The organism is Paenibacillus sp. OK076 (genome assembly GCF_900110055.1).
Lineage (GTDB): Bacteria > Bacillota > Bacilli > Paenibacillales > Paenibacillaceae > Paenibacillus.
In genome coordinates this window covers 3,056,295-3,068,710 of record NZ_FOCH01000001.1, presented here as the reverse complement: position 1 = coordinate 3,068,710, position 12,416 = coordinate 3,056,295, and the positions used below count along the sequence as shown (strand labels likewise).

The window sequence follows — 12,416 nt, the reverse complement described above, 5'->3', positions numbered from 1 at the left end:
GTGGTCATGAATAAAACGGACCAAGCTCGCATCTGCGAACCAGGTCCGTTTTTTTGTTCTTTCCATTCTTTGTACAATCTTTGCTTTCTTACTGCGACGAATGGGTTTATTTCAGCTTCCCGGCACGTATGTCATCCGTCATGCCAGGATAAGGTGCTATGGAGATCAGTTTCTCATTGTTGATGCCCGCATTTTCAATAAATGTGATATCGGCAAATTCGGGAACGACGTATTTCGGATAGGTTTTATATTTTTCTCGTGATTCAATCATAAGATCGATATAGTCGTTCTGGTAACAGACCGTGATTTCCGGATGATCATGCACCCATTTCGGGAAAAAAATAATGCCGTGCATCCGCATTTCGTTTGGCATGAAGTTTAAGGCAACATCCGTGCCTGTCGGCTCGGTCCACGCTACTTTATAAACGCCCTCCGTCAACTTCACAACGTTTGCTTCCTGATCGCGCACCCAGCGACCTGCAACCATGCCGCTATGAATGCGATAATCAATGGTATGATCGTTTTTGATATAGATTTCGTATTCCCAGCCGTTTTCGTAAGTATATATCATGTGGCTCCCAGTGAAGCCTTGCAGTGCCTCTTTCGTCTCCATATCCATGTGCTCCTTTCCTTATCAAAGGTTGAATAAATTCCTTCCTTGCCCAAGCACAAAGCGCCAAGCGGTCAACAACCTATGTATGCTGATGATGAAGCAATTATGCTTGAGGCATAAGTCTGCGGGCCAGGACAGCTGGATGACAATCAACTCATACATATTAATACATACGATAACGTCCGCTCAAAGCCAGAAGACTGAAGAAGTACAGACAATTGTCATAGTATCGGCGCGCACCTTGGCGTAATGGCGTATTCCAGAACTGATGCACGAACGGGTTAGCATGCGGCCCGTCGGCGGCCAGAGAAGCCATGGCATTGGTGGCGAGCAATCCGATGGGGTGCAGAGACAGTTCATCAAATGGCTGACCCTCAATCGTGTAACGGCGATAATCCGATACTTCAATTTCGCTGAAAAATGCCTGGATACGATTGGACTGCGCCACCTGCCAGCGATCCTTGCGGAACCATTCCCAGTCGAGGGCTATGTTGGCCGCTACCCGGTAAGTATCACTGTAGAAATGCCGGAAATCGCCATGGTGCTGAGGTGGTGCAGGCGTTCCGTCAAAATTTGCATATTCAGGCGAAAGTCCGGTTACCGGATGACAGGCTTTATGCAGATAAGCCCGACTCTCGGCGGCAGCTTCGTTCCAGAACGATTGATCACGCTCATCCGCGTATTTGGCGAACAGCTCGTAAAAATGGGGCAGGTGATAGGATGGATCGCTGAATGGTGATTCCGGTATGAATTTAATCAGTTTGGTTTCGGGGTCCCACATCGGATCGCCAACGCCGTTCTCCCCTTGATGTACGCAGGCACGCAGTATTTTCCGCGCTTGTACGGCATAATCATAAGGCTCTGGACCGTCGCCCCACCGATTGGAGGCGAAGAACAGGGCCATGGCAAAAAATTCCTCACCATCAGGGGCAGGTCCCTGAGATATCCGGGTGCCATCCGGCTTGCAATGCCATGCAAAATAATCCTTGTATCGGCCTTCGGTATGCTGCATATACGTTTTCGAGAAATTCCAGAGTCGATTGAACTCTTCTTTTTTGTCCATTTGCACAGCCATCATCATCCCGTAAGACATGCCCTCCGAGCGCACATCCAGATTGCCGGTGTCGAGTACATATCCTTTGTCCTCACCCATCGGGTAATAGATTCGCGTATCGGCATCTCCATAAAACAATTCGGTCCACGTTTTTTCGAGCTTTTCCGTAATTTCGCTGTCGTCATAGCCCAGTTCAAGAAACAGATTCCGGTATGTTCCCGTGTAAAATGCACCTTTGTCCGTGATGGTCATTCGCTTCCTCCTTGGTATCTCGATTTAGTCAAATTATAACATGACAAATACTAACCAAATTAAAGCGCTTTCCAGAAAAAATATAGGTAATTCCAACCGAGTATTCTCTTCGCTTGATTTTCATTGTATGTTAAAACAAAAAACTATACTTTATCAGGGAGAAAAGCAAGTTATCGTCAGGTTGATGGTACATAATGTAAGCGTTACACTTTAAGGTGAAAGGGTAAAAGACTGCGTTCCATTGACTGACCGTGCCTGTTGCTTGTTTCTCTCCATTGTTCTTCTCAAGTGTCTGCTTCTTTCTTCACATTTGTTACAGGAAAGGGTGATGGATGTCCATGCTCAACAATTCAGCGGATTCGGCAAATGAAAAGGAAGTTCCAACGGCACCGCGTGACCCGGTTGGGGTTGCTGAAGCTGTGAATGAGCCACCGGTTGATTCCGAGTCACAGGCGTATCGCAATATGATTGCCAAATCTCTTTTGAGCAAAGGGAATAACACCAGATTGAAGGCTGCTATCGAAAAAGCAAAAGGCGGCGAGCCCGTGACCATCGCTTATATTGGCGGTTCGATTACCCACGGCGCAGGGGCCATGCCTCTTCATCTCAATTGTTACGCCTATCGCTCGTTTGAAATTTTCAAGCGCATGTTCGCTCCATCTGAGGACAGTCCAATTCGTCTAATCAAAGCAGGCGTAGGCGGCACGCCGTCACAGCTGGGCATCATTCGCTATGACCGGGATGTGCTTAGGGACGGGACAGTCCAGCCGGATATTGTCATTCTGGAGTTTGCAGTAAATGATGCAGACGATGAGACCCAAGGCATTTGTTACGAGAGTCTGGTGTTAAAGGCGCTTGATGCAGATAACAAGCCAGCCGTCATTTTGCTGTTCAGCGTGTTTGAGAATGACTGGAATCTTCAGGATCGGCTGGCTCCTGTTGGCTGGCACTATAATTTGCCTATGGTGAGTGTAAAGGATGCTGTGGTGGAGCAATTCCACTGGACACTGGAACAGGGCCATGTCATTTCCAAAAAGCAATTTTTCTACGACATCTACCATCCGACCAATGCCGGGCATCATATTATGGCTGATTGTCTGGGCTGGCTGTTCGACGTAACCGATCAATCTGCCCTGGACGGGGAGGATGAAGACAGTACGAATGAAAGGCCGCCGCTAATTGGGGACCATTTTGTCGGCACAAAGCTGCTGGACCGTCTGAATGGGGACAGTATCGCCCGGATTGAGGCGGGTGGGTTTCGGGAGACGGACACCGATCTGCAACTGACGGAGATGGATGATCATGCATACGGTACACCACTATTTCCCAACAACTGGATGCACACGGGGCAGAACGTAACGGGCCATGCCAGCTTTAAGCTAATCCTGCGGAGCAAACGACTTATTTTGGTATTTAAGGATTCCGGCAGAGCCGATTTCGGGACAGCTAATATCAGGGTGGATGGTGCACTGGTGAGGACGGCTGACCCGCATCTAGTGAACTGGACGCATTGCCATGCTGTAATCCTGTACGATGAAGAACATTCCAGAGAGCATACTGTGGAGATTGCAATGGCTGAAGGCCATGAGGACAAACGATTTACGATTTTGGGATTTGGTTTTGTTGATTAGCCGCAACATCATGTTAAGCCGGAACGAAAGACGTATGTTGGGAAAGGAGAATGATGATGATAATAACTACGGCACCGGAAGGGTATGACCAGTACAGGGAAAACATACGGCATGGCAACATTGAAATGGTGGAATATTTCTCGGCAACGGTAGGGAATTCGCGCAAAACCATGGTGTATACTCCACCCGGATATTCCGTTGAATATACCTATAATGTGCTTTATCTTTTGCATGGGATCGGTGGAGACGAAGCCGAATGGCATAATCATGCCAATCCACAAGTGATTCTCGACAATCTGTACGACGATAACAAGCTTGAACCGATGATTGTCGTTTTTCCTAATGGCCGCGCAATGCCAAACGACAGGGCTGAGGGAGATCTGTTTGATCCGGAGAAAATAAAAGCATTCGAGACGTTTGAGTCCGATTTACTTCACGATTTAATTCCTTTTATTGAATCGAATTACCATGTACGGACGAAAAGGGAGAACCGGGCAATTGCAGGATTGTCCATGGGCGGAGGCCAGTCTTTAAATATCGGATTGAAAAATTTAAACCATTTTGCCTGGATCGGTGCGTTCTCCGCAGCTCCAAACACCAAAGCCCCGGAGCTGCTTCTCCCGAATCCATCAGAAGCGTCATCGCTTCTTCGATTGCTCTGGTTGTCCTGCGGTGACCAAGACAACCTCAAGCAAAACAGCGAACAGATGCACGCTTATTTGGCACAGCACGAAGTACCTCATATTTGGTATGAGGAGAGCGGTGGACATGATTGGCCTGTATGGAAGAATGATCTGTATCAATATTCCAAATTAATTTTTCAATATTAAAAGAATTGGATAGACAAACCTTGAGATTTCACCAAGAAACAGACAAGAACAAAAAGACAGGAGCATTCCTACTGTGGCTGAGACAGGGGAGCGCTTTTGTCTTTTTGTTCTGGTTTTGACAAGGTATATGAAGACGAAGATCCCTTTTTTTAAGCTTACGATTGGTTCCTACTTTAATGCAGCTGTGAATGTGGTAACACTCTGGGCAGGAAGTTGAGCAGTAAAAGAATTGTTAGTGATGTTAATGGAAGATCCGGCTGCCAGATTTCTTGTGCTGTCCGTAATCCAGGAAGATACGGTTGAGGCGTTCCCGTTTTGCAATACGAACTTTTGGTTTACAGCGGAAGTTCCTCGGTTGATTGCTACGATAACCACCTTGTTATCTCCTTTGTATGCAGAGATAAACGTTTGGGTATCCGGATTTTTCGTCGCCTCAACTCTTACAAAGCCTGGGCGAACAAACTTGGAAAAATGGGCCATGTTATATCCCCGCTTGCTAATAGTGCCATCCTCTTTCATGGGTCCGTATTGTCTACGAATATACCACCACACATACGCCTGGAAATCTGCCTCTACCATTGCATTATGGATGTGATAGGAGACATCCAGCGCTTCTGGCCAATTATCTGCTGAGTTCGCATTACTATTAGGGTAGTATACCTCCGACATCCAAAGTTCCTTGCCAGCACCTTTTTGTTTAAAAAGTGGGTAAGGGAAATTGTTAAACTGTGTACCATACGTATGTGCACCCAGAATGTCCATGTTTGCTAAAGCTTGAGGATCATTCAGTATGGGGTCTGACATTTCTTTCAAGTAAGAGAAGGATTCTGGCGCCATTACTTTTGCTCCTGTAATGGAGCCTGCATAATCTTTCATGAATCGAAGCATCTCCTGAGGTGTCCACCATGTCCAATCATGCGCATAATCCGGTTCATTTTGCACTGAGATTGCATAGAGATTAACACCGTTGGATTTCATGTAAGAAACAAAGTCGTTAAGATGCTGGGAATACGCTGCATATTTGTCGTATTTAAGGCGCTTGGCTGCAGTGTCTCCATTACGATTGAATGTTTCCACCATATCACTTGGGGGATTCCATGGTGACGCAAAGACGATCGCCCCCAGCTCGATGGCTCGTTTCGCGGTAGGCACTTCTTTATACCAATTGTTTTTGTTTTCATCAATATACACACGCAAAATCGAAAAACCTAGCTGATTTTGTCCATTACCGAATGCCGTATCTCTTTGTGCAGATGTCAAATCTCCAATCCAGGCCGGATGATTGATTCCCCCAAATCCCTTGATAAGCTGCTTTTCAGAGGACAAGTTCACAGTAACATCGCTGGCAGCCGAAGCCTGAATTGGAGTTAAGATCAGCGGCAGGGCAGTCAGGATGGCCAACAGAATACTAATTGACTTCTTTAATTTGAATAACAACACTACACTCTCCTCTAAACTAAATTTTTCAACCTGAACAAGCAAGCCTAGACTTATTTTGAGACCTATTTTGGGCCAATCATTTTCTTGTATCACCTTCTTTTTTTTACAAAAACATATAAAAGATATGGAATTATTTATATGTTTTTGTAATGTTATGAATTTAATTCTACGGGAATAAATAAGAGATTTAAACCGGACAGATTCCAGTTTTTGAGCACAGAAGAGAGATTGATTGTTGTTCTGATCAGGTATGATTTGGCTATAATAGTTCGTTTCGAGCTGAGAAGCTTGTTACAAGCATGTGCCAAAACAGGCTTAATGCTGGCGTAACCAGTTTATTACGATGTCTTACTGCATAGATCGTTCTAACCGGAGTCCAATCGGGAATAGGGCAGGCTTTGAGTTCTCCTTTTTGCAGCTCCTGAATAATGGAGGCTTCAGATACCATGCCAATACCAAGATTAAGGCGAACAATGGATTTCAATGCCTCGGAACCGGATATTTCAATGGCGTGGGTGAACTGGACCCCATGTGCTTCCGCCCATTGATCAATCAGCGTGCGACTGCTTGAGCCCTCCTCATGAGCAACGAGCGGATATGCCTGCAAATCCATGGGGTGAACGATACTTTGGCGAGCCAGCGGATGCTCGGGATGGAAAATAATGACCAGATCATCCTTCATCAGTGGTTCAAAGATCAGATCCGCATCATCCGGGGAAGTATGGGAGATAACGCCCACATCCAATTCGAAATATTTTATTTTCTCCATTATGTAGCGTGCCGGTTTTACATCAAGACTCAGGAGCAGATTATGCTGCTGTTTGAAATCGGATAACAAGGATGGAAGCATATATGTGGCGGGTGTATGGGTACTTCCGATCAGCAATCGACCAGTTTCGGAGCCCCTGTGGTCGTCCAGAGTGCGGAGCATTTCCTCGTTCAGGGCAACAATCTGACTGGCATAGTGGTACAGTGCCTTGCCAGCTTCCGTCAATTTGATGACATGATAGGTTTTGGTATGAAACAGGGCAATCCCGGCGTCCTCCTGCAGTTTGTTCAAATGGAATGTCACTGTCGGTTGTGTAATATTCAGCTTATGTGCGACTAAGTACAGCTTTTGCAATTCCACGACGTAGACAAACACCTTCAATTGCTGCAAATTCATCCGTTAACGTCTCCTTTTGGCCTAAACATTGATAATATCTATATTATCATATAATACATTAATATCATTTAAATTAGCGTTTACTTTCCCCTAATATGAATCTCCAATAATAGCTTTAGGATGAAGATAGATTCAACAAGCAACATATTTGAGGGGGAGAATGATGAATAACATTTGGCGAAAAAGATTAAGCGGAATGAGCTTGCTGCTCGTACTGGTTACGGCAGGATGCGGAGGAGGAACGATAACAACAGGGAGTGGATCATCTAACGGCGAAACTGCCGCACCGGTCTCTTCTACAGCTGAAGGCAGCAGCTCACTTGCCCAGGAGGACACAGGTGAGACCATCTATTTATATGGGAATGACTTTGTGGATATTGTGGCACCTGAATTTGCCAAACAGACCGGATACAAAATAGAGGCTGTACATTATGGCGGCGGAGAGGCTCTGGCCAAAATTGAAGCCGAGCAGGGCAATCCACAGTGGGATGTTGTCATGATGGACGGTCACGGATCGATTCGCAGCCTGGCAGACAGGGGATTTCTGATGACGGACTGGACTCCTGATCATATCGGTAACCTGACCGAATACGGCTCCTCGCTGGTTCCCGAGGACCACGCGTATACTCCAATCAGTATTCATGCATCTGCGGTTATCGCTTATAACACCAACCGTCTTACCAAGGAGCAGGCGCCGAAGACCTGGGATGAGTTTTTTGAATATAAGGGCACCGCAGGTCAGGCTGATCCGGCGGTTGCGGCACCTGCATATCCGCTCGTTTCTGCACTGTTTTATAATTGGGGCATTGATCAGGGAGAGCAAAGGTATGCACAAATGATGGGCAATGGTCTCAGAGTTTATCCCAAAAACGGTCCTCTGGGCAGTGCCCTTGTCTCAGGGGAAATCGATATTGCAGCGCTCCAGGAGAGCAATGCTTATGACCTGAAGTTATCGGGAGAACCCGTTGAACTGGTCTGGCCGGAAGAAGGTGCACCGGGAAGCTTACGTGTTGCTGCCATCAGCAAACAGACCAAGAACCCTGCCGCTGCTAAGGCTTTTGTAGAGTTCATGCTTGAACCGGAAACGCAGCAGATGTTAGCTTCCCTCGATTCATCCGACAGCTTCTTTACCCCATTGGTAAAGGGAGTAGAAGCGAGGAAGGAACGCGAGACGAATGCAACTTTCATTCTTCCGCCAGCTGAATGGGCCGCCGAACACGAGGTACAGATCAAAACCTGGTTTGCTGACCAGAACGTAAATTAAGAGGAACAACCTATGAAAAACTCTGGAACACGTTGGGGAGTCGGCGTAGCGCTTCTGTTATTCATCATAATTTTTCTGCCGCTGCTTGCGGTTCTGTTGAACGCGATATTGCCCGGCTTGTTTTTTGGCAACATACAGTTTCAGGGCTTCGGACTACTCGGAGAGATATTTCACCGACCCTTGTGGCGACAGTCCTTGCTTAACTCCGTGTGGCTTGGGATAGGAACTGCACTTCTGGGCACGTTGATTGGAGCCTCGCTAGCTATGGTAAGGGCGCGCTGGAACTTTGCATCAGGGCGTCTGCTGGATGCCGGAGTCTGGCTGCTGCTCATCGCGCCTTCGTTCATGCTGGCTCAAGGATGGGTGCTGTTTGCTGGTGCTGACGGACTTGCCAGCCGATTGCTCGGTATGAACTGGGTGACAGCTGCTCTGTTTCAACCTTCCGGGCTTATGGTCATTATGGCCCTGAGCAAATTTCCGCTGGCTTATCTGACGGTTCTTGCTGCAACGGAATGGAATGTCAGCCAATACGGACATGCTGCCCGTTTGAATGGCGCTCACCCATGGACGGTATGGCGCACGGTGGAGTTACCACTTGCGGCTCCTTCCATTGTAGCGGGAGCTACGCTGGTATTTATAGATACTGTCGGTGATTTTGGTCTGCCAGCGGCATTGTCCACGGTCTACCGATTTCCTACACTGACATATTCAATCTATTCTGCCATCTATCAATCTCCTGTTCGTTTTGATATGGCCGGAGTACTTGCTTTTTATCTGGTCGTCCTATTGGCAATGGCCATGACTGTTCTGCTATGGTCTCTGCGCAGATCCAGGTTTGATTTCTTGAATGCGAGAGCGGTCAGAATGATTAAGGTTAGACCGAAGAGCACACTGTTTCTGAATGGAGTAACCATTGTATTTTTAATGATGAGTATCGGCATTCCGGTGGGAAGCAGTCTATGCGTTTCCTTGATGAAAAAGGCTGGTAACAAATTGGTTTGGCCAAATTTGACCCTTGATCATTATTTTTCCCTGTTTGCAGCGTCCTCTACGGACCACAAGCAGCTCAGTTTTTTTGAAGGCATGCTCCATTCATTGACGATTGCTGCAATCGCAGCAGGCATCAGTATCATCATTGGATTCATCGTGGCTTATGTCCTTACATTTACGGAATTTAAAATGAAGGGCTGGCTGCAGTTATTCTCGATCATATCGCTGGCTGTGCCGGGGATTGTGATGGGAATCGGTTACATTTTTGTCTGGAATCAAAAGTGGCTGGAGACATTCAATCTGCACCTCTATGGGTCTCCCTCGCTGCTTGTGATCGCAGTTATTGCAGGTGCTGTTCCATACGCCGTACGTGTTCAGTTGGGCTCTTTCGGCACCATCTCGTCCTCTATCCTGAATGCCGCGGCAGTGCAGGGAGCAGGAACATTGGCTCGAATGCTGCACATTGTTCTTCCCTTGGTACGCAGATCATTGCTGCTTGCCGTCCTGACGGCCTTTGGCACAAGTGTATTCGATCTTGCTTTGACTTCCATGCTGCAGCCGGCCAATTATGTGCTGATGCCGCTTGTGATTGATCAAGCCTTTGAGTTTGGTCGTTATGGGTATGCAACGGCAGCAACTGTTCTGAGTGGAGGGATGGTTCTCCTGATCATTGTACTCATTCAATTTACAGGAGAGGCCATATTTAAGTGGAGCGATCGTCGAGAGAGAAACAGAACCAAGATTCAGGAAAGGCATACCCATACGGTACAACAAGGAGGCTCACCATATGAATTCAATTCTTAAACTGGAAGGGGTGCACAAGTCCTTCGATAAACAGGTTGTACTCAGGCCGATGTCTTTTGCCCTGAATCATGGGGAGAGGATCTGCATTCTCGGACCTTCGGGATGTGGAAAATCCACCCTGCTGCAACTGATTGCGGGACTGTTAAGAGTGGATGGAGGAAGCATTGAAATGGATGGTAAAAGCGTGGACACCAGACATCAGTACATCCCTCCAGAAAAACGTCCGGTAAACATGGTGTTCCAGGATTATGCGCTGTGGCCGCATATGACCATTCGCCAGAATATCGAGTACGGTATGAAACGCGGCAAAATCGGCTTCACTGTTCGTAATCAGCGAGTGGATCGACTGCAAGCGATGCTGCAGTTGGACGGGCTGCTGGACCGTCTGCCCTCCCAATGCTCGGGTGGGCAGCAGCAACGCGCCGGAATGGCGCGTGCACTGGCAACGGAACCTTCCATACTGCTTATGGACGAACCGTTATCCAATCTTGATGTGAAGCTGAGGACTGAGATGCGAAGTGAATTGGGGAGACTTTTGTCGGATCTGGAAACCACAGTGCTCTATGTTACCCATGACATGCTGGAGGCTTTTACTTTGGCTGACCGGATTTTGGTGCTTCGTGAAGGACGAATTGATCAGTTTGCCGAACCTCAGCAATTATTTACGCGTCCGGCAACGCCTTGGGTTGCCCGCTTAATGGGATACCATAATCGAATTAACGGGATCTATACAATAGGAGCATCATCCGTCATGATTGCAGGCCGGTGTATTGCAGGGAGGATGATAGATCCAGGAGTTGGCGGACAGGCAGCCATTATTATGCTTCACCCGGAGCAATTAAAGCTTCGAGCAACAGACGAGGAAGGAAATCACAATGAGATCAGGGGTACGGTTATACAAACCATTTTTGAAGGCATACACTGGAGAGTAATTATCGCAACAGAGGATCATCAACGTATTCATGCGTTTCATGCTGAACCTCTGGAACTGGGCTCGGCATGCTGGGTTCAATGTTCCCCAGAGCAAACGATGATCTATCGGGGAGGAGCACACACGGAAGATGAGTAGACTGCTGGCCGTGTCTGATATACACGGACATGGACATCTTCTGAAGCAGCTGCTGGCTGCTTCAGGTTATAATCCTGACAAGGACTGCCTCGTTTTGTTGGGAGATTACGTGAATAAGGGGCCGGATTCCTGGGGAACGCTCCAGCTGGTGCATGATCTGACCCAAAAAGGTGCCATTGCCTTACAAGGGAATAATGAACGCAAGTGGCTGCGTTCCATGCCGGATTCAATCCCGGCAAGCCATGATGAGATCGCAAATGTCCGCAAATTTTTGGATCAAATGCCGTTATGGTATATATGTGATTCCTATTTGTTCGTACATGCTGGTATTCGTCCTGGAATTCCGCTAGACCATCAAACCGCTGAAGATCTGACCGAGATCAGACAGCCCTTTTTTGAAAGCCCGGTTAACCCTGAATATACAATTGTATTTGGTCATACCTCGACGTACCGCTTTCTTGTTCCGCCGTGGCAAATATGGATTGGAGCAGGCAAAATGGGGATTGATACTGGAGCCGGTCACGGATATTATGTCAGTCTGATCGATCTTACACATCGCTTGCAATGGTACATTTCTGTCCATTCTCCCTCGACTGTCAGATGTTCCGTCATCCCCGGCACATCCGGGGGACTGGAAGACAAAAGCATCTATTCATAGACTGCAAAACAAAACAACCGTTCCTGACGGCTTATATTTTCCTTGTGGGCGTTATAAAAAATCGATTTGATTTTATGGAACATAATTGAAGGTATTCCAATAAGGTTGAAGAATACCCTAATAGAAATAGAATATAAATTATAAAGGGGAATGAAATGCGTAAACGTCTTACTAAAAATATACCGATATGGTTCCTTTTTGTCACGATCGTGGTATTTATTCTGCTATGTATTAATTTTGTTGAAATGAACACTAGAATTAATATGCTTGCAATGGTAATTTTGAGCATTGCTAATACATTTCGATTGTGGAAGAATGAACGTCAGTTAGCAATGATTTTTCTGTTGCTAAGTGTTCTGTGTACGTTCTTTCTTATCAAGTCTTTAGTTTTATATTGATTGCGAGGAACAGGAAATAGTCATTCGTGATATGATGGAAAGTCTAAAAGCCGATAAACACCACTGCTTCTGTGTGTTTATGGGCTTTTCTTAAACGTTTTGAGATTACTGAGTTCTAGTTCTAATACTTTATTTTTGATGCAACATTCTAAAGAGTCTAAGTTGGAAGTTGAACAGGGAATGAAAATATTTTGACATTCTGATTTAAATATCGTAATATTACGATATAACGATTCAGGAGGGGTAAT

General features: G+C 46.5%; 10 protein-coding genes. 6 read left to right on the top strand and 4 right to left on the bottom strand.

Annotated elements, in window-relative coordinates; all coding sequences use genetic code 11:
• Positions 1-106: 106 nt before the first annotated feature.
• Positions 107-595, bottom strand: a complete 489-nt coding sequence (locus BMY78_RS13505) for a phenolic acid decarboxylase (protein ID WP_090902420.1) — start codon at positions 593-595, stop codon at positions 107-109.
• A 181-nt stretch (positions 596-776) separates the two neighbouring features.
• Positions 777-1,919: a family 8 glycosyl hydrolase gene (locus BMY78_RS13500; protein ID WP_090899325.1), complete on the bottom strand. Its 1,143-nt coding sequence runs from the start codon at positions 1,917-1,919 to the stop codon at positions 777-779.
• Between the two features lie 338 nt (positions 1,920-2,257).
• Here BMY78_RS13500 and BMY78_RS13495 point away from each other — a divergent pair, with 338 nt between their 5' ends.
• Positions 2,258-3,550: an SGNH/GDSL hydrolase family protein gene (locus BMY78_RS13495; protein ID WP_090902417.1), complete on the top strand. Its 1,293-nt coding sequence runs from the start codon at positions 2,258-2,260 to the stop codon at positions 3,548-3,550.
• A 50-nt stretch (positions 3,551-3,600) separates the two neighbouring features.
• Positions 3,601-4,380 carry an alpha/beta hydrolase gene (locus BMY78_RS13490; RefSeq protein ID WP_371129134.1) on the top strand — a complete coding sequence of 260 codons (780 nt, stop codon included), beginning with the start codon at positions 3,601-3,603 and terminating at the stop codon, positions 4,378-4,380.
• 168 nt (positions 4,381-4,548) lie between these two features.
• On the opposite strand, the gene BMY78_RS13485 is transcribed toward BMY78_RS13490, so the two are convergent.
• Both BMY78_RS13485 and BMY78_RS13480 read right to left on the bottom strand, forming a co-directional pair.
• Complete coding sequence (locus BMY78_RS13485; protein ID WP_090899319.1) at positions 4,549-5,817, bottom strand: glucuronoarabinoxylan endo-1,4-beta-xylanase XynC; 1,269 nt, start codon at positions 5,815-5,817, stop codon at positions 4,549-4,551.
• A 262-nt stretch (positions 5,818-6,079) separates the two neighbouring features.
• Positions 6,080-6,985, bottom strand: a complete 906-nt coding sequence (locus BMY78_RS13480; protein WP_090899316.1) for a LysR family transcriptional regulator — start codon at positions 6,983-6,985, stop codon at positions 6,080-6,082.
• Between the two features lie 160 nt (positions 6,986-7,145).
• Here BMY78_RS13480 and BMY78_RS13475 point away from each other — a divergent pair, with 160 nt between their 5' ends.
• Genes BMY78_RS13475 through BMY78_RS13460 form a run of 4 tightly spaced genes read left to right on the top strand, consistent with a single transcriptional unit; the run spans position 7,146 to position 11,770 of the window.
• Entirely contained in the window at positions 7,146-8,249 is a 1,104-nt protein-coding gene (locus BMY78_RS13475) for an extracellular solute-binding protein (protein WP_371129133.1), read from the top strand.
• 12 nt (positions 8,250-8,261) lie between these two features.
• Complete coding sequence (locus BMY78_RS13470; protein WP_090899310.1) at positions 8,262-10,043, top strand: ABC transporter permease; 1,782 nt, start codon at positions 8,262-8,264, stop codon at positions 10,041-10,043.
• On the top strand, positions 10,027-11,112 hold the full coding sequence (locus BMY78_RS13465) for an ABC transporter ATP-binding protein (protein WP_090899307.1): 1,086 nt from the start codon (positions 10,027-10,029) through the stop codon (positions 11,110-11,112). The genes BMY78_RS13470 and BMY78_RS13465 overlap by 17 nt, the downstream gene beginning before the upstream one ends.
• Positions 11,105-11,770, top strand: coding sequence for a metallophosphoesterase (locus tag BMY78_RS13460; protein WP_256222100.1), 666 nt, complete (start codon positions 11,105-11,107; stop codon positions 11,768-11,770). The genes BMY78_RS13465 and BMY78_RS13460 overlap by 8 nt, the downstream gene beginning before the upstream one ends.
• The last annotated feature ends 646 nt before the right edge of the window (positions 11,771-12,416 follow it).